19 protein-coding genes are annotated in these 17,736 nt (G+C 33.9%); 4 read left to right on the forward strand and 15 right to left on the reverse strand.

Annotated features, from left to right (window positions below; genetic code table 11):
- The first annotated feature begins 184 nt into the window (after positions 1–184).
- Positions 185–901: an aquaporin Z gene (gene aqpZ / locus BW983_RS07075; RefSeq protein WP_065395408.1), complete on the forward strand. Its 717-nt coding sequence runs from the start codon at positions 185–187 to the stop codon at positions 899–901.
- Between the two features lie 48 nt (positions 902–949).
- Here the strand turns inward: aqpZ and BW983_RS07080 are convergent, their stop codons facing one another.
- The 14 genes from BW983_RS07080 to aceB form a co-directional block, all read right to left on the reverse strand.
- Complete coding sequence (locus BW983_RS07080) at positions 950–1,495, reverse strand: hypothetical protein (RefSeq protein WP_076551171.1); 546 nt, start codon at positions 1,493–1,495, stop codon at positions 950–952.
- 159 nt (positions 1,496–1,654) lie between these two features.
- Positions 1,655–2,644 (reverse strand): LuxE/PaaK family acyltransferase, encoded by a 990-nt coding sequence (locus tag BW983_RS07085; RefSeq protein WP_076551173.1) that lies wholly within the window; start codon positions 2,642–2,644, stop codon positions 1,655–1,657.
- Positions 2,645–2,835: 191 nt separating this feature from the next.
- The gene (locus BW983_RS07090) at positions 2,836–3,606 is read right to left on the reverse strand and encodes a UDP-2,3-diacylglucosamine diphosphatase (protein WP_076551174.1); all 771 of its coding nucleotides are present in this window, start codon (positions 3,604–3,606) and stop codon (positions 2,836–2,838) included.
- 24 nt (positions 3,607–3,630) lie between these two features.
- The gene (locus BW983_RS07095) at positions 3,631–4,077 is read right to left on the reverse strand and encodes a 6-pyruvoyl trahydropterin synthase family protein (RefSeq protein WP_047097353.1); all 447 of its coding nucleotides are present in this window, start codon (positions 4,075–4,077) and stop codon (positions 3,631–3,633) included.
- 97 nt (positions 4,078–4,174) lie between these two features.
- Positions 4,175–5,431, reverse strand: coding sequence for an erythromycin esterase family protein (locus tag BW983_RS07100; protein WP_076551176.1), 1,257 nt, complete (start codon positions 5,429–5,431; stop codon positions 4,175–4,177).
- 27 nt (positions 5,432–5,458) lie between these two features.
- Complete coding sequence (locus BW983_RS07105; protein WP_076551177.1) at positions 5,459–6,901, reverse strand: serine hydrolase; 1,443 nt, start codon at positions 6,899–6,901, stop codon at positions 5,459–5,461.
- 112 nt (positions 6,902–7,013) lie between these two features.
- Positions 7,014–7,682, reverse strand: a complete 669-nt coding sequence (locus BW983_RS07110) for a DUF6624 domain-containing protein (RefSeq protein ID WP_076551179.1) — start codon at positions 7,680–7,682, stop codon at positions 7,014–7,016.
- A 122-nt stretch (positions 7,683–7,804) separates the two neighbouring features.
- Positions 7,805–8,188, reverse strand: a complete 384-nt coding sequence (locus tag BW983_RS07115; RefSeq protein ID WP_076551180.1) for a hypothetical protein — start codon at positions 8,186–8,188, stop codon at positions 7,805–7,807.
- 27 nt (positions 8,189–8,215) lie between these two features.
- A complete protein-coding gene (locus BW983_RS07120) occupies positions 8,216–8,740 on the reverse strand; it encodes a hypothetical protein (RefSeq protein ID WP_076551182.1) in 525 nt (174 codons plus the stop codon).
- Positions 8,741–8,759: 19 nt separating this feature from the next.
- Positions 8,760–9,668: a DUF2268 domain-containing putative Zn-dependent protease gene (locus tag BW983_RS07125; protein ID WP_076551183.1), complete on the reverse strand. Its 909-nt coding sequence runs from the start codon at positions 9,666–9,668 to the stop codon at positions 8,760–8,762.
- 63 nt (positions 9,669–9,731) lie between these two features.
- Complete coding sequence (locus tag BW983_RS07130) at positions 9,732–10,127, reverse strand: acyl-CoA thioesterase (protein WP_076551185.1); 396 nt, start codon at positions 10,125–10,127, stop codon at positions 9,732–9,734.
- Between the two features lie 130 nt (positions 10,128–10,257).
- Positions 10,258–10,827: an OmpH/Skp family outer membrane protein gene (locus BW983_RS07135; RefSeq protein WP_076551186.1), complete on the reverse strand. Its 570-nt coding sequence runs from the start codon at positions 10,825–10,827 to the stop codon at positions 10,258–10,260.
- A 184-nt stretch (positions 10,828–11,011) separates the two neighbouring features.
- On the reverse strand, positions 11,012–12,292 hold the full coding sequence (aceA, locus tag BW983_RS07140) for an isocitrate lyase (protein ID WP_065395014.1): 1,281 nt from the start codon (positions 12,290–12,292) through the stop codon (positions 11,012–11,014).
- Between the two features lie 24 nt (positions 12,293–12,316).
- Positions 12,317–13,891 (reverse strand): malate synthase A, encoded by a 1,575-nt coding sequence (gene aceB, locus BW983_RS07145; RefSeq protein ID WP_076551188.1) that lies wholly within the window; start codon positions 13,889–13,891, stop codon positions 12,317–12,319.
- 126 nt (positions 13,892–14,017) lie between these two features.
- On the opposite strand from aceB, the gene BW983_RS07150 reads away from it, so the two are divergent.
- From BW983_RS07150 to BW983_RS07160, 3 genes are all read left to right on the forward strand, one after another.
- Positions 14,018–15,490 (forward strand): helix-turn-helix domain-containing protein, encoded by a 1,473-nt coding sequence (locus tag BW983_RS07150; RefSeq protein WP_076551189.1) that lies wholly within the window; start codon positions 14,018–14,020, stop codon positions 15,488–15,490.
- 88 nt (positions 15,491–15,578) lie between these two features.
- Positions 15,579–16,232, forward strand: a complete 654-nt coding sequence (locus tag BW983_RS07155; RefSeq protein WP_076551191.1) for a ComF family protein — start codon at positions 15,579–15,581, stop codon at positions 16,230–16,232.
- Between the two features lie 94 nt (positions 16,233–16,326).
- Positions 16,327–17,013, forward strand: coding sequence for an alpha/beta fold hydrolase (locus BW983_RS07160; protein ID WP_076551192.1), 687 nt, complete (start codon positions 16,327–16,329; stop codon positions 17,011–17,013).
- Between the two features lie 4 nt (positions 17,014–17,017).
- Here BW983_RS07160 and upp read toward each other — a convergent pair whose 3' ends face one another.
- Positions 17,018–17,668: a uracil phosphoribosyltransferase gene (gene upp / locus BW983_RS07165; RefSeq protein WP_065395019.1), complete on the reverse strand. Its 651-nt coding sequence runs from the start codon at positions 17,666–17,668 to the stop codon at positions 17,018–17,020.
- Between the last annotated feature and the right edge of the window lie 68 nt (positions 17,669–17,736).

Here is a 17,736-nt window from a genome sequence, read left to right on the forward strand (position 1 = left end):
ATTTATGTTATATCCTCCAACTATCACTACAAGAGTATTCAAATAAATCCCAAACAAACATTAAACCAAATTGTTGAATTTACAATTTTTACCCACCTGATTTTGAAATATTTTTTCAGTTTTAACTTTTTACTTTAAGATATAAATTCTACATTTGAGTTACATTTTTAAAATAAACAACATGATAAAAAAACTTTTTGCTGAATTTTTCGGCACATTTTGGCTTGTTTTCGGTGGTTGTGGAAGTGCTGTTTTTGCAGCTGGTGTTCCCGACATCGGCATTGGACTTTTAGGGGTTGCTTTAGCCTTTGGTCTTACCGTTCTTACTATGGCTTATGCAGTAGGACATATTTCCGGAGGACATTTTAATCCAGCTGTTTCTTTTGGACTTTTGGCAGGAGGAAGATTTTCTGCAAAAGACCTTATTCCTTACATTGTAGCACAGTGTCTTGGTGCGCTTGTTGCGGCAGGATGTCTATACACAATTCTTAACGGAGCCGGAGTCGTAGATTTTTCCCAACCGGGAGCTTTTGCCACCAACTTCTATGGCGAAGCAGTCTATAACGGAAAAGCATTTAGTATGGGAGCAGCATTCCTTGCTGAGTTCTTATTGACAGCTTTCTTTCTGATAGTAATTATGGGTGCTACAGATAAATGGGCTAATGGTAAATTTGCAGGGATCGCTATTGGTCTTGCTCTTACTTTGATCCACTTAATCTCTATTCCTATTACCAACACTTCAGTAAATCCTGCAAGATCTTTATCTCAGGCTGTTTTCACTGGTGGACTTGCGATGTCACAACTTTGGTTATTCTGGGTAGCTCCGATCTTAGGTGGAATTGTAGGCGGATTAATCTACAAATTCTTACTTCAGAGAGATACTGCTGAAATAACAGATTAATCTTACCATCATAGATAATAAAAAAATCCTGTCAGGCGGCAGGATTTTTTATTTTTTATTCTTAATATCAAAAGGATTTCTGAAAATAAGTTCTTCATGTTTTCCTTTGATTTCCATTTTACGCTGGAGTAAATTAAGTGCCATTTTTCTGATGAAAAGATCTTTATCATTCAGTTTCCAGTAAGAATCTTCATGAAGTTTTTTCGGTGAACGAATAAAATAGAATTCGGTCTCCCATGTGTCTACATTATGATAAAACTCAATGATTCCACAATGTTCGGGAATTGTATTTGGATCTACCATTCCCATTGGCAAAAGAAAACTGAAAGTATTACACACATAATCTCCGCAGGAAATTTTATCATGTTTCAGAAACTTTTCTCCAGTATCTTTATTGAGGTACGATTTTTTAAAATCATTTTTAAAATCACTTTTAGAAAGCTTAATTTCAATTTCATGGCTTATTCCTTCAGCATCAATAATAAGTATATCGGCTTCCCAATCTGCTTGAAAATAATTAGTCAGGACGAGTTCTTTTTCAAAATCGCAGTGGGTATGAATATAAGCGTGGACAAGTTCTTCTATTTTGATCATTCTTTATTTAATGATGTTAATGGATATCAATAACCTGGCATCAAATTTAAACGCTAATATTCGCTAAACTTTATATTAATTCTTTAATATTGTTCGCAAAGGTATTTCATTCACAAAGATAAAATTGATCTTTAGTGATTAGCAATTCTCACGTTTTATTTAACTCACCAAAAGGCTGCACCCTCTGATATCCGAATGATCTATTCTTCCCAGCACCTGAAATTTTTCTCCCAATATTTTCCCCAGATCCTGAGTGGCAATAAAAGAACATGAATGAGTGTTTGCAAGGTCTATGATATTAACAGCACCAGTCCTTCCCTCTTTTTCATAAGAAAAAGGATCTTCTGCATTTCTGATCATAATTCTCATCCAATTGGGGCAGTTATATTCATTATTTCCCAGAGAATATGCCTGTGAAAGAAGTTCTGTCATTGAATATTCTGAGTAGATTTTATCGGTTTTAAAACCTTCCTGCAAAATCTTCAGAAGTTCATCCTTTGTCATTTCTTCTTTTCTTCCTTTCATTCCGCCTGTTTCGATCACGATTAAGTTTTCAAGGAAGTTTAGAGATTCGTTTCTCTCGGCTTGACAATAATCTAAAAAGTCCAATAAGGCAAAAGAAACTCCAAAGAGAATTACTTTTTTATCCTGTAATGTATTCAGCAGATCAAATAGTTCACCATGATTGTAAAGGAAATATCCATTTTCAGGCTTGGATGATTTTTTCATCAGGTAATCTACCATGTAAATCAGGGATGAATTTTGTTTTTCCAAATAGCTTGGAAGTAAGCCCAGAAAAATAAAATCTTCAGGTTTTCCGATAAACTGCTCAAAACTTTTATAAATACTTTCTTCATACAAGACTGGGTCAGCAATAAAATGTTTTGAAAGATTCATTTGCGTGGTTCCTGAACTCTGAAAGAAAAGATCTGTCGTTACATTTTCATCCAGAATCTGATGATTTTTGAACATTTCTATGGGCAAAAAAGGAATTTTCACCAAGCTGTCAACCTCATCCGGATTGATATTTAAAAAGTCTACGAACTTCCTATATATCTCAACATTTTCATACTGATAACGAAATGTTTTCAATGATGCATTCAGGAAATCCTGCTCTGTTTGTATGTTGAATATACTCTTAAGTTCCATAATTTTTTGATGTTCTACTGCTTTAAAACAAAGCGGTTATCAATAAAAAATATTTTATTTAATAATTTTTTAATACCAAAATAACACTTTGGTAAAATTCTTGCAATTATTTATTTGGAATATGGATTAAAAACAAGAATGGGCTTCCACCTATTCGCAAATTACCTCTTTTTAGGGGTAATTTTTTTGTTTTATTTTTCAAAAACCTTCAATTCAAAGTCTTTTTCAAAAACACCATATGTGAAATAGGAAATCCAGTCTCCCAGATTAATATATTTTGAATTCTGTCCTAAATCCAGAACCATTGGCAAGTGTCTGTGTCCGTATACAAAATAATCGATCTTCTGAATCTTCAGCTTTTCTTTTGAATAAATAATGAGAAACTCTTTATCTTCTCCTAAAAATGCTTTGTCTTCTTCTCCTGAGATCATCTTATTTTTTTGAGACATGTATAATGCAATCTTCATTGCAATATCTGGGTGCAGCCATTTAAAGAACCACTGTGCTATAGGATTTGTGAATACTTTTTTCATTCTTTTGTATCCTTTGTCACCAGGTCCCAACCCGTCTCCATGAGCAAGTAAAAACTGTTTTCCGCCCATTTCAAAATATTGTTTTTTATAAAAAACAGTACAGCCAATTTCATCTTCCAGGTAATCTTTCATCCACAGATCATGATTTCCTACAAAGAAATAAATATGTATTCCACGATCTTTCAGCTCTGCGATTTTTCCCAAAACGCGTACATATCCTTTGGGAATCACATGCTTCCATTCATGCCAGAAGTCAAAAAGATCTCCCATTAAAAATAAAACCTGCGCGTCTTCTTTGATCTCATCCATCCAGCGTATAAATTTTTCTTCACGCACACGGCTTTCCTTAGGCGTAGGAGCACCAAAATGCTGATCTGAAGCAAAATATACTTTTTTTCCAGGTTCTAAATTAATTGTTGTTTTTAACACCGTCTGAGTTTTATGGGATGAAAATTATTGATTGTCTTCTGCAAACCATTCTCCATAAGAGTTTTCTGTCTCATGAAGTTTAAGATAAGCAAGGGAAATTCCTTCCGGAAGTCTTGATTTTATTTTTGCGGCAATGGCATACAACATATTTTCGCAAGTTGGCTGGAAACTGCAATAAATTACTTTATGACCTTTCTGCTCAAGATCATCTCCTAATTCTTTATGTGGTGACAGGGCATTTACAAGAACGGCGTGATCCCAAACATCAACAATTTCAGATTTTACGATACTTTTAATATCTCCGAAATCAACTACCATCCCGTTTTTAGGGTTTTCAATATCATTAATCGGTTTTCCCTTCACTGTTACGAACAGCTTATAGGAATGTCCATGCATATTTTTACATTTTCCATCGTAATTATAAAGTACGTGGGCTGTTTCGAATGTAAAAATTTTTGTAATTCGTATCATATTGCAAAGATATAATAAAACAGTCTAACTTAAAAAAGCCAGACTGCTATTAATGGATTCAAATATCCATTGAAAATCATTAAAAACTTAATTAATTTTATAAGTGTTCTGATGCATTAGTCTGTTTGATGAAAACTACTCCATTAAAGCTCTCATTAAGCTTTAGAGGTTCTGTAATCGTAAACTTTTCTGTTGCAGGAGTAATGGGACCATAGCCTATAAATCTCATTTTAAAAGGTTGCCCATATGTATTTTCTGAGTTCCTATTAAAGTTTATAAAATAATTTTCGTATTTATTATTTACTAATTTTTCTTCCCAGCTATTTTCCATTTGTTTTGGAAGCGTATAAGAAGTGTATTTATTATTTTTTATAGCGCGAGGATCAGTTGTAGCACTATAGTTACCAGAGGCTGTAGAAGTTGCAAGAGCATAATATTGTTGTCCATACTTCTCTTTTAGGTATCCACCCATTCCATCTACGATAATTGGTTTTAGTGCAATATGGGCGTTATGAGCTAAAAGAATCATTTTCTTATTATACCCGGATTGAATTTTTTGAATCATTTCAGCCATAATAAGGTCTCTGGACACATCATAGTTTTTTTTACTGGCTTCATAAGGAATTTTAAAACCTTGTTCAAGATTATATAAAGCCAGCTTTGAGTTTAAATCTATCTTTTTCCCATAAAGACTATCTGCCTTTTTTACTAGCAAGAATCCTTCTGTTCCATTTTTTATAACTGCTTTCATATCAAGTTTAAAAGATGGATCGTTCTGTTTTTCCCACATTTCATCCTGTAATGCGGCTTTTTTTCTAATCTCATCAGTTATCTCAGCATATTCTTTTCCCAGACCGATAGATTTTTTCAGAATTTCTGCACTATTGGTAAGAACATCGGTATCAAAACCGGAAATAATGACTTTGTCTTTATGGTTTTTATTATATTCTCTTATCCACATCATAAGATCATAGATCTCTTTTGTCTGCCAAATAGAAGTTATATATTTCTTTAGAGCAACATGTAAATCCGCATCAGAGTTTACAGCCTCATTAAGAAGTGAAGCGTCACCATAAGCGCTCTCAAAAGCTATAATTCTAAAATCACTTTTATTAATTAATTGTTTTGAAATTTCACTTCTGATTTCATTAAATTCTTTGGTTCCATGTGTTCCTTCTCCTAACCCAACGATAGTATAGTCTTTGAATTGTGTATTGATATTTTTTACAGCTTTAGTCATATTTTTATGATCTGAAAACTGTTTAGGAATTTGAATTACATTTTTGTCATTTTGTGAAAAAACTATCGAAGAAAACAATAGAAAAGCAAAGGTCAGATGTTTATTATTGAGCATGATTACGTTATATTTAAAGATTATGTCTTAATTGATTGTCAGGGTTAAATTATTATCCCTTGTGCCATCAATATTCAAAGCATTGTAAGGAATTGTAAGCCATCCGGTTTTATTCATTACAAATTTAAAGCTGTAATTTTTTCCTTTTTCAAAAGTGGATTTTGGAACTGTAACTTCAAAGGTATTATTCTTTTTAAGAGTCATCTGGTAAGAAAGATCATTCATATTCCAATTGTTAAATGCTCCTGCTACTGAAATACTTTTAACAAATTTTGTGCTTTCACCTTTAGGATATTGATAGGAAAAAATTATCTTGTCATTTTCAGTTCTGTATCCGTAGGTTTGTTTCTTCAGATTGTGGTTGATAAATGGTTCCGCAATAGTAATCTCTTCTGCAAGCATGTAAGGATCCATTAATTTTTCATCCATAATCCCAGCAATATGGTTCATCATCTGGTACATCACCGGAAAACCTTTATTCCCGTTGTACATTATAACAATAGACATATCATTAGCAGGAAAAATACTATATGCACTTACATTTCCACCTGAAAAACCATACGATCTTATCTTATTGGAATCTGTAATTTCCCAACCATGAGCAAATTCCCAACCGTTATTTTTATAGTCAAATGGCTGCCACATCATTTTTTTTGTTTCCGGTTTCAGGAAATCATTTTTACTAAAATGAATACTCCATTGTAGAAAAGCAGGAAGAGTAATTGCCAATCCGTTTGATGAATGTGCCCTTACTCCATCAACAGCTGTTAATTTCTCGTATTGCTTTGCTACCTCATTATAATTATACTTCTGTATTCTGTGTGGAATTTCCTCAACAGAATTGGAAGAAAACACTACCTGATTTTTAGAATCCGGAAATTGATTTTCAATGATATAATCTTCATAAGATTTTCCTGTTATCTTTTCAATGATCATTGTGATCAGCAGATAATTAGTCTGATTATATCGGTAATGGTCTCCGGTTTCAAATTCCATTTTTTCTTTCCCTAGACTCTCAAGAACTTCTGAATTGGTTGCATTTACTGAAATATCTTTAAAATCTACAACATCAGGAACTCCCGATGAATGTGATAGCAGATGTTTTACCTGAAGGTTTTGCCAGTCTTTTGCCAAATTATCCACATATTTTGAAACTTTATCTTCCAATGAAAGTTTTCCATCTTCAATCAGTTTAAAAAGTCCGACATTTGACATCAGTTTTGTATTGGAATATACTCTGAACATAGAGTTGGTGTCAACTTTTTTGGTACTTTCCAGATTTTCACGCCCATAATATTGCTGAAATGTTACTTGATTATTTTTTACAATTCCTACCGCCATTCCCGGAATCTCATTGATCTGAATGACCTTTTTCACATAATGATCAATTACTTTTGACTGTTCGGCAGTTTGGCTGTATCCCAAAAATGGAACGCTTAAAAAAAGTGCTACGAAAAATGATTCTTTCATGGTGTGTTAGTTATAATATCACTTAATAAGACACTCCTTTTCCTGATTATGTTACATTAAGTTTTAAACATTTAGAGATACCATTGAAAAACAAAAGTTTAGATATTAAATTTTATTGGTAAAGCTTTGGTTCTGTAATTCCTTTTTTAAGGAACAATTCTTTATTCATTTCAAAATGTGAAGTTGTCATGAAATTATAATATTCTTTAAACGAGGGTAGACCATATTCTGTTCTTAGTTTTTCAACATTTACGCTATCAGTCAAACCATTTTTGGGAACAGCCTGTCCTACTTTATTGTAAGTAACCTGTGTTCCAAATCTTTGTTTTTGGTCAGAATTAATCGCTACTCTGTCCTCCAATAATGCATACTCATTTTTATGAGCATTATTTTTCTTCATTTCTTTTTTCAAAGCTTTAAGAATTTCTTTTTGAAAATCAACGTCGTCATCAGCATGCTGAACGGAAATCCAAAATTTGGTAGTATTTTCTTTTCCGACCTGCTTAAAACCTAAAAAACCATACTGAGCATACATTTTTTTGATTTTATTTTGATTATCTTTTCCTACACTATCTCTTTTGGCTTCAAATATTTTCCAGACTTTATCTTTTCCATATTTTCTGGTCATTTCTTCAGAAGGAATTTTTGCATATTCCTGATCTATTTTTGCAATATAATCAAGTTCTGAAATAATTTTTACGCGTTCGGAATCTGATATTTTTTTAGTGGAATTACAACCGATAAAGGATAAAGAAATAAATAAAAAGAGTGTTTTTTTCATGGATAGTTTTTTATTAATTCTGTTTGGTTAAGAATGGAATAAAAATAAGCCTTAGTTCTTATGCTCAAAGAACCAAGGCTTACCTTTATTAAAACTTTATGCTTTTTAATACTTTTTTAGCATTATACCGGTTTTAATTTTTCTATTTCGAAACCTAGATTTGCTAAATACTGCACACCGTTTTGCCTTTCCAGAATATTTTCTCCCGTCCATCCGTTTTCACGTCCTAGGAGAATAAACTTTCTTATATATTGAGGTTCATTAAGATTTACATTTTCAGTAGAATTCGTTGTTGTATTGACTAAACTAACCCCTGATTTTAATGGTTGTCCCATTATATAATCATCGAAGGTCAGAAAATCAATACTCAAAGGAAACTGTTTTTTACCAATGAGAAAAATTTTCACAGTCAAAGTATTTGTTTCTGTTCCCGGATGAAATGTATCAGTAACAGTGTAAAGATATTCCAGATTATCAACAACAATTTTTCTTAATTTATTTTTCATGATGTACCTCCATTTCCGGGATTGCAGCTATTTGTAATAATCTTTTACTCCGACTCCTATAGTCCAGAAGTTTTTTGCTTTCTTCAGATCTTCTTCCAGCCATTCTTTATTTTCTTCATATTCATTATTGGCTTTCATATCTGCCATTTCATCTTCCACATCCTGCTCGGTTGCTTGTCTCCATAGCCCGACTGAAAGATTAAAAAATGTGTAACAATATTCTGCTTCCCAATCGTCTACTTTACCATTATTTTTCTCTGAAAGCAAAGTAACAAGCTGAGCGGCTCCAATCTGAAACGGATTGATCTCATAGAGTTCTAATTCTGTTTTTTCAGGAAAAGGACCGTAAATAAACTCTATAAATTCGGCGTGTCCATTTTTATCAAAGTCAATTCTTAATTCGTAATCATCATAATAAGATTGTACTTTATCAGAAATTACTGAGGGTTTCCCCAACAGTTTTTTTATATTGGGTTTTGACTCTCCCAAGAGAAGCTTTCCTATATTTTCAATTTCAATTCCTTCTAGCGGAATAATTTTAATTTTTATCATTTGTGTGTGTTTATCGAATTTATTGTAGCCAAAAACTTTGTTCAAGAACTTCTATGGGTTTCATGGTATAGATCTTTTTCCAGGAATCCTCTCCATTTCTTTTAACGAATTCTTCTACGATTCTGAAGCCTAAATAATATCCTATTGCTCCAGGGTATTTTTCACCAATTTTAAAATTTCTATTCGCAAAATCCCTTGACTGCTTTTCATCTCCTGATAAATAGTATTTCTTTAAAAGACCTTTCAGCTTATCCTCATTGCTGATACAATATTGAAATTCTTCTTCAGAATATTTCAATTCACTGGCTTTTGTATATTTCTTTTCGTGAAAGATATAGCTTACATAGGTTGCGAATCCCTCATCAATAATTCTGTCCAGTACAATTTTTTCTGTTGGAGGTTTGGTTGCAGAATATATTTGATGATTGAGTTCATGCGGATAAAGATTGATGATAACATCATTGTTAATATTCACCTTATTGGCAAGGTCGATTAACATTATTCCTCCGGACAATCCTCCTAAATCTGTAAATGCAGGACCATATAACAGATACCATTTTCCTTTGGGCTTATATCCTGTAAAGGCAGACATTTCTCTTGCATATTTTTTTAGTCCATCCGAAAGAACCCGAGAATTTACTTTTTTATTTTCTTTCCATGAATCCTCTTTTACCAAAGCTTTTTCATTGGTCCATTTTAAAAAAGCATGCTCATCACCTATATATCCTTCCCATAATTCTTTGTTGGGAACATATATTTTTTCTACAAGAATTTCATTTTGATTTTGAGGTTTGCTTTTTTTGATATCGGCGAAAGTGGAAATTTGCGTAGTCCCCAGATCAATAACCGAAAATTCATTATTCAGATTTTGTGTTTTACAGGAAAGCATTAAAACCGGAAGTAGGAATAACAGAAGTTTTTTTTTCATGAATAGTTTTTAATGGTTCAACTTTTAAGAACCTTCGTTGAATATCGTTAAAAGTACTCATTTTCAGAGTATCAACCCTAATTTTTCCAGCCAGTTTCTTTCCAAACGTTTTATTTTTTTCGTTTCGGTGTCAAATAAAACCCACAATGTAGTTGAATCCACTACAAGCTCATCATTACAGTAAAATTCCACTTTTCTCGGCTGTTTTGCGCCTTCAGGAATTTGCGGATACGTTTTCACGGTGATAATGTCATCGAGATAGACTTGTTTTTTATATTGAATATGATGATCCAAAAGCATCCAGGCATCATTTACATATTCTGTATTTTGCTTCAAAAGATCCCAATGTTCTGCGGCTACTTCCTCTACCCAATGTACATATTGTACATTATTGACATGTCTGTTTTGATCAATATATTCTTCTGTAACTCTGATTTGTTTTTCATGCATTAAATTCATCTCGCGTAAATGTTTACTCAAATTTATGACTTAAAATACAAATATATCAGTCTCTTCAATACAAAAAACAATAAAAAACGGAACCAGATATTGATCTGATCCGTGTATATTCTTTATGATATTAAGCTTATTATTTCTTCGCTGCCGGTTTAGTAGCAGTTGCAGAAGCCCCTAACTTTGTTTTCACCTGAGCTGTGATATCCTCACTTCCGTCTGTGTACACAAGGTTGTTCCCATCCTGTGCTGAAACGTCAAATACATAACTTAAATTTCTTTCTTTAGCCACCGCTGAAATAGCAGCTTTTACTTTCTGCTGAATTGGGGTAATCAATTCTCCTTGCTTTGTAGAAATTTCTTTTGCAGCCTGAGCTCTACCATCTTCAATCTTCTTACCTAAAGTCTGAAGTTCTGTCTGAGCTGCCATCAGTTCTTTAGTAACAGCTTCTTTATTTGCTTCACTCAATGTTTTTTCTTTGTCCTGAGCAACCTTCAGTTTAGTCTGATATTCAGTGATCATTTTTTCAATTTCTCCCTGTTTTGTTTTAGTCAGATTGTCAATAGTAGCACCTGCAGTTTTCACTTCAGTTAAACTTGCAAAAATGTCTTCTGTGTTTACATTTCCGATCTTCTGCTGAGCATTTGCAACATTCGCTGTTAGTGTTAATCCTGCTGCAATAAAAAATAATTTAATTAGTTTCATTGTTATCTCTTTTATTCAAAAACTTTTGTTTTTTCCGGTTCCAAATATAAATGTAATTTTTCATTTAACTATTATCACTTAAAAAACAGTTATAAAACTTTAAAAACAAGCTTGGATTTTATTCATTTCAAATAAAAACCTTCCCGAAATGAGAAGGTTTACATCAAAAAAATATGGAAAATGATTAATGAAACTGAGCAGTTTCTGTAGAATCTTTCATTGCCACGGTAGCAGAGGAACCATTGGTAACAACATTTTGCACCTCATCAAAGTATCCTGTCCCTACAAAAGACTGGTGTTTTACAGCTCTGAATCCCTTCTGCTGTAAAGCAAACTCACGTTCCTGTAGTTCTGAATATCCAGCCATTCCTCTTTCTTTATAAGCTAATGCCAATTCAAACATTGCCGTATTCAATGCATGGAATCCTGCCAATGTTATAAACTGGAATTTATAACCCATTTTTGCTAGTTCTTCGCGGAAAGTAGACATTTCTTCAACACTCAGCTTTGCAGCCCAGTTGAATGATGGTGAACAGTTGTAAGCAAGCATCTTTCCGGGAAACTTAGCATGTATACCTTCTGCGAATCTTCTTGCCTGCTCCAAATCAGGATTGGAGGTTTCCATCCAGATCAGATCTGCATAAGGAGCGTAAGATAAACCTCTGTCGATACCTTGTTCTACTCCGTTTTTTACTACATAAAATCCTTCAGAAGTTCTCTCACCAGTCACGAATTTTTTATCTCTGTCATCGATATCTGAAGTCAGTAAATCTGCCGCATCCGCATCTGTTCTTGCAATAATAAGTGTTGGAACACCCAATACATCCGCTGCAAGGCGAGCTGCAATTAATTTATTAACGGCTTCCTGAGTAGGAACCAATACTTTCCCTCCTAAATGACCACATTTCTTTGCTGAAGAAAGCTGATCTTCAAAATGTACTCCTGCTGCACCTGCTTCGATCATCTGTTTCATGAGCTCAAAAGCATTGAGGTTTCCTCCAAAACCTGCTTCAGCATCAGCAATAATAGGTACCAGATATTCTTTATTTCCTGCTCCGCTTACAGATTGTACCTGATCTGCTCTTATTAAAGCATTATTTATTTTTTTCACTACTGAAGGCACGGAATTCGCCGGATACAATGACTGATCGGGATACATTTCTCCAGAGAGATTAGCATCAGCTGCCACCTGCCATCCAGAAAGGTAAATTGCTTCCAAACCAGCATCTACTTCCTGTACAGCTTGGTTACCCGTTAATGCTCCCAGTCCAGCTACAAAATCCTGGTTATTTAATTTATCCCAGAATTTTTTAGACATTTCCGTTGCAATCGTATAATCTATTTTATAAGAACCACGAAGTTTTAAAACTTCTTCCGCCGTGTAAGGTCTTTTTACACCGTTCCAGCGTGGATTTGTCAGCCAATCTTGCTCTATAGCCTGGATTTGTTCTTGTCTTGTTTTCATAATATTTGGATTTTGTTTGTTGATTTAAATAAAAGGATATGCTTTTAGGGTTAAAAATTCTTCAAAGTTTTCTGAGAATATCAATTCATTGAAAAGTTCTTTGGCAAGGTTGAATTTTCCATTTTTGAAACGGTTTTCACCTACATATTTTTCAATATTCTCCATTTCTTCGCTTTCCCACTGAAGGATCATATTTCTAGTCAATGTTCTGTCATCACTTAATACCGCTTCATTTTTAAGCCATTGCCAGATCTGTGTTCTTGAAATTTCTGCCGTGGCAGCATCTTCCATCAGATTATAAATGGCTGCTGCCCCTACTCCCATCAACCAGCTTTCGAGATATAAAATTCCAACATTGATATTTTTACGGACTCCTTTTTCTGTAATCTCACCTTTTGGAATTTCCAGCAGGTCTTTTTCCTGGATGTGATACTCAACTTTTTTATCAATCTGATTTTTTGAAGGCATATATTGATCAAAAATGTCTTTCGCAATTGAAACCAATGCAGGATGTGCCACCCAAGTTCCGTCATGACCGTTCTTAACTTCTCTTTCTTTATCACTTCTTACTTTTTCAAAAGCGATATTATTAGCTTCATCATCATTCTTTACAGGAATTTGTGCAGCCATTCCGCCCATGGCGTGTACGTTTCTTTTATGACAGCCTTCAATTACCCTTTTGGAATATGCACTCATAAAAGGTGAGGTCATGGTTACCTGATCTCGATCGGGAACTATAAATTCTGGTAGGTTTCTGAATTTTTTAATGTATGAGAAAATATAATCCCATCTTCCACAGTTCAATCCTGAGCTATGCTCTTTTAATTGATATAAAATTTCATCGATTTGAAATGACGCTGTAATGGTTTCTATCAAAACGGTTGCTTTAATGGTTCCCTGAGAAATTTCAAGGTAATCCTGAGCAAAAACAAATACTTCATTCCACCAAGCGGCTTCTTTATAATGTTCAAGTTTGGGAAGATAAAAATAAGGTCCACTCCCTTTTTCCAAGAGTTTTTTTACGTTCCTGAAAAAATAAATTCCAAAATCAATTAATGAACCGGATGTCTCTTCATCATTAATCTTAATATGTTTTTCGGGAAGGTGTAATCCTCTTGGACGAACGAGCAGAACTGCTGTTTTTTCATTAAGCTTGTAAGCTTTTCCCTGTTCGTTTACAAAATCAATCGTTCGGTTAATCGCATCTGTAAGGTTGATCTGTCCTTCCATACAGTTTTCCCAGGTAGGCGCTGTACTGTCTTCAAAATCTGCCATGAAGGTTAATGCACCGGAATTAAGCGCATTAATAATCATTTTTCTATCTACAGGACCTGTAATCTCTACTCTTCTGTCCAATAAATCTTCTGGTAATGGAGCACACACCCAATTTCCGTTTCTGATTTCTTCGGTTTCTTTTAAAAATGTAGGAAGAACACCATCATCAAATTCTTTCTGAGTTTTTTTCCTTTCTTCTAAAAGTGTTGATCTTTTCTGATTAAAATTCTGATGAAGGGCAATCAGAAAATCTATCAAATCAGGAGTGAAAATTTCTTCAAACTGCTTCTGAGCCGTAATTTTTAATTGGGTCTTGGTTTCCATAACATATTGATTTTGAGATTTGATGTTACAAACATAAATAAAAATTTTCACAAACAGCGAACGTTCGCTAAATTTATTCAAGAATTATTATGCGAATAATCGCATCTAAATATTTATATTTGAGTAATGAATTCAGAAAGCGACTTTATCAAAACGGTTTTCGGGCTAAAACTGAAACAACAGAGACAAAAGAAAAACTGGTCTCTGCAGGATCTTGCTGTAAAGACAGGATTATCAAAATCTTATCTCAATGAAATTGAAAACGGAAAGAAATATCCGAAACACGATAAAATCATTCAACTTTCTGAGGCTCTCAATTGTACTTTTGACGATCTGGTTTCCACAAAACTGGATAAAAGTTTAGCTCCTTTTAATGAAATTCTTCAATCTGACTTCTTTAAGGAGGTTCCTTTGGAGTTATTTGGGATCAATAAAAACAATCTCATTAGTATCATCAGTGATGCTCCTAAAAAAGTAACAGCTTTTATCAATGCTCTGATAGAAATTTCGCAGAATTACAACTTGGGAAAAGAAAGGTTTTATTTTGCTGTGCTAAGATCATTTCAGGAGTTGTACGATAATTATTTTCCGGAAATTGAGGAGAAGGTGAAGCAATTTATTGATGAAAATCAATTACAAATTGATAAAAACTTAAAATCTGATATTCTGGAGAGCATTCTTACGGAGAAGTTCGATTATAGTATTCAATCTGAGGATTTTGAGAAATATGGAACACTGGATAATCTACGTTCTTTATTTATTCCTGAGAAAAAATTATTGTTACTAAATAAAAAATTGGAGAAGGATCAGAAAACATTTATTCTCGCGAAAGAAATAGGGTTCAAAGTTCTGGAACTAAAAAACCGCCCCACAACCTATTCATGGCTTGATTTCGGAAGCTTTGAAGAGATCCTGAATAATTTTTATGCATCTTATTTTGCCGGTGCTTTATTAATTTCAAAAGATATTGTAATTGAGAAGACTTCAGAGTTTTTTCAGCAAAATACCTGGGAACCTAAAGGTTTTGAACTGCTGATTAATAGTTTCACCAATTCACCTGAAACATTTTATTATCGTCTGACTAATATCCTTTCTGCAGAAATGGGGATTAAAGACCTATTCTACCTTTGCCTGGTTAAAAAGAAAGGTTCTGATAAAATCCAAATTTTAAAGGAACTTCACCTGAATCATCAGCAGGCACCTCATGCAAATGCCACCAACGAACATTATTGCCGCAGATGGATAGCTGTGAAAAACCTGCATTATTTAAAGGAAAATGAAACGCTTACCGACGCACAGATCTCGCATTATAAAGATCAGGGTATAAGTTATCTGGTAATTTCCACCTCACAAAGAAATCCTTTTTCTGATGGGAGCAACAGAAGTTATTGTTTGGGAATTTTATTGAATTCTCAAACCATTAAGAAGATTGGTTTTATAAAATCTCCAACATTAAAAACTATTAATGTAGGTGTAACCTGCGAATCCTGCAGCATTCCTGATTGTGAAGAAAGACAGGCTCCTCCGGTAAGATTGGAAAAGGAACATTTCAACCTTAGCATGAAGAGTGCTATTGAGAAGATCAGGAAAGAATTTTAAGCATAAGTGTTTGAGTGTAAAAAAGTTTTCATGAATTATTGAATACCGATAGTTCGAAACAATTTTATATCTTAGTAAAAACACAATCATGATATTGGATCTTCTTTTTCCCAATCGATGCCTTCATTGCAACAGAATTATTGAAGCTGAGCTTCTTGTTTGTAATTTATGTTTCAATCAGATCAATTTTATGCATTATGATTATTCTGAAAATAATCCGGTTAAAGAGAAATGTAAGCTTCTTTTTCCTGTTGAGAATACCTATGCATTAATTCAGTTTGAGGAGGAAAGTTTAAGTCGGAAAATTATTCATGAATTAAAATACAGAAACAGGGAAATAACCGGAAAAATTCTTGCAGAATGGGCAACGGAAAGGCTTGATTTTAAAGATCAGAAACCAGACCTCATGGCAAGTATCCCTCTTCATCCTAGAAAACTGAGAGAGCGTGGATACAACCAGCTTCATCTGTTTACGGAAACTCTGTCTAAGTTCTACGAAATACCTTTCGATCATCAGCTAATTAAAAGGAATCATTATGCAAAAGCACAGGCTTTGAAAGATAAGCAACATCGTATAGATACGATTAATACTTTTTCAATAACAAAACCCGTTACCGGAAAGCATATTCTTCTGATTGATGATGTTTTCACAACAGGAAATACGGTTTCTTCTGTTGCGTGGGAAATTCTGAATGCCGGTAATAATAAAGTGAGTGTGTTGGTGATGGCGATGGACGTTTAAAGAAGTTTAAGGTTTACTACAAATTATTAGTTTTAAGTAATTTCTTTTTTTCCTGTTCCGATTCTTTTGATTAATTTTCAGGAAACAAATAGCTATGCCCAATCTGATCTTATTACATGGAGCTTTAGGTCACTCTGATATATTCAATCCTTATCTGGAAACACTTTCATCCTATTTTACTATTCACACGCCTCTATTTTCAGGACATGGAAATATTGACATTCCTTCGGATGGAATTAGTATAGAAAAATACACTCAGGAATTGGTGGAATATTGTACAAAAAATAAACTTAAGGATGTATTTATTTTTGGGCACAGCATGGGTGGTTATGTAGCGCTTTGCTATGCTTTGAAAAATCCAGAAAATGTCAATTCAATTATTACTTTGGGGACAAAATTTGAATGGAGTGAAGAACAGGCTGTCAAAGAAAGCAAAATGCTTAATCCTGATACAATTCTTGAAAAAATCCCACAATATGCCCAAATTTTAGAGAAGCAGCATGGTACAAAATGGAAACAACTCCTTCCTTCCGTTGCTGATTTAATGATAGATCTGGGGAAAAATCCCCCTTTGAAAAACAGTCTTGCAACGATTAATATACCTGTTCAGGTTATGGTGGGAGATAAAGATAATATGGTAACTATTGAAGAAAGCACTGATGTTTACAGGGCACTTCCGAATGCAAAATTGGTCGTACTCCCGGATACCAAGCATCCTATGGATAAAGTACGACCAAATTTATTGTTCAGCTTAATAAAAGATTTCTGGAATCTTTCCTAGCGTATTATCTCTGAAGTTTTTCTCCGTAGCTAAGATCTCCGGCATCACCCAATCCCGGCGTAATATACCCTTTTGAAGTTAAATCTTCATCAATAGCTCCTACCCAAATGTGAGCATCAGGATATGCATTTTGAACGGTTTCAACACCTTGTCTTGAAGCGATTGCTGCTACGATATGAAGTTGCGTAGGATTTCCGTTTGTTAATAAGTCTTTGATTGCTTCAATCAGAGAAGCTCCTGTAGCTAGCATTGGATCTGCAACGATTAAAGGTCTTCCTTCTATATTCGGGCAAGTAAGATAATCTTGTTTGATGGAAAAATAATCATTAGCATCGTGTTTTCTGTAAGCTGCTACAAAACCACAATCTGCTCTGTCAAGATAGTTCAAAATTCCTTCAAATAAAGGAACACCAGCTCTTAAAATAGTTGTAATAACAGGTTGTACTGCTATTTCGGTGCTTTTAATGGTATCTAAAGGAGTTTGAATTTCAACTTCTCTTACTTCCAATCCTTTACTGATCTCAAAGGCAGCAATTTCTCCGATTCTCTCCATATTTCGTCGGAATCTCATCCGATCATGCTGAACCTGAACGTTTCGAAGTTCATTAATCCATTCATTAACAAGGGAAAAATTTTGCGATAAAATAGTAAGCATGAAAATTTTAGGTTTTTAATTACAGTTAATCGACATTGATTCTACAAAATTACAACTAAAAAATGAAT

The organism is Chryseobacterium ureilyticum (assembly GCF_900156735.1).
GTDB lineage: Bacteria > Bacteroidota > Bacteroidia > Flavobacteriales > Weeksellaceae > Chryseobacterium > Chryseobacterium ureilyticum.

Coding starts and splice junctions, on each gene's coding strand:
- BW983_RS07125 (WP_076551183.1), bottom strand. CDS start 9,668: ATGAAAAAAAAACTTCTGTTATTCCTACTTCCGGTTTTAATGCTTTCC.
- BW983_RS07135 (WP_076551186.1), bottom strand. CDS start 10,827: ATGAAACTAATTAAATTATTTTTTATTGCAGCAGGATTAACACTAACA.
- aceA (WP_065395014.1), bottom strand. CDS start 12,292: ATGAAAACAAGACAAGAACAAATCCAGGCTATAGAGCAAGATTGGCTG.
- BW983_RS07120 (WP_076551182.1), bottom strand. CDS start 8,740: ATGATAAAAATTAAAATTATTCCGCTAGAAGGAATTGAAATTGAAAAT.
- BW983_RS07105 (WP_076551177.1), bottom strand. CDS start 6,901: ATGAAAGAATCATTTTTCGTAGCACTTTTTTTAAGCGTTCCATTTTTG.
- BW983_RS07100 (WP_076551176.1), bottom strand. CDS start 5,431: ATGCTCAATAATAAACATCTGACCTTTGCTTTTCTATTGTTTTCTTCG.
- aceB (WP_076551188.1), bottom strand. CDS start 13,891: ATGGAAACCAAGACCCAATTAAAAATTACGGCTCAGAAGCAGTTTGAA.
- BW983_RS07110 (WP_076551179.1), bottom strand. CDS start 7,682: ATGAAAAAAACACTCTTTTTATTTATTTCTTTATCCTTTATCGGTTGT.
- upp (WP_065395019.1), bottom strand. CDS start 17,668: ATGCTTACTATTTTATCGCAAAATTTTTCCCTTGTTAATGAATGGATT.
- BW983_RS07115 (WP_076551180.1), bottom strand. CDS start 8,188: ATGAAAAATAAATTAAGAAAAATTGTTGTTGATAATCTGGAATATCTT.
- BW983_RS07130 (WP_076551185.1), bottom strand. CDS start 10,127: ATGAATTTAATGCATGAAAAACAAATCAGAGTTACAGAAGAATATATT.
- BW983_RS07080 (WP_076551171.1), bottom strand. CDS start 1,495: ATGATCAAAATAGAAGAACTTGTCCACGCTTATATTCATACCCACTGC.
- BW983_RS07150 (WP_076551189.1), top strand. CDS start 14,018: ATGAATTCAGAAAGCGACTTTATCAAAACGGTTTTCGGGCTAAAACTG.
- BW983_RS07155 (WP_076551191.1), top strand. CDS start 15,579: ATGATATTGGATCTTCTTTTTCCCAATCGATGCCTTCATTGCAACAGA.
- BW983_RS07160 (WP_076551192.1), top strand. CDS start 16,327: ATGCCCAATCTGATCTTATTACATGGAGCTTTAGGTCACTCTGATATA.
- BW983_RS07095 (WP_047097353.1), bottom strand. CDS start 4,077: ATGATACGAATTACAAAAATTTTTACATTCGAAACAGCCCACGTACTT.
- BW983_RS07085 (WP_076551173.1), bottom strand. CDS start 2,644: ATGGAACTTAAGAGTATATTCAACATACAAACAGAGCAGGATTTCCTG.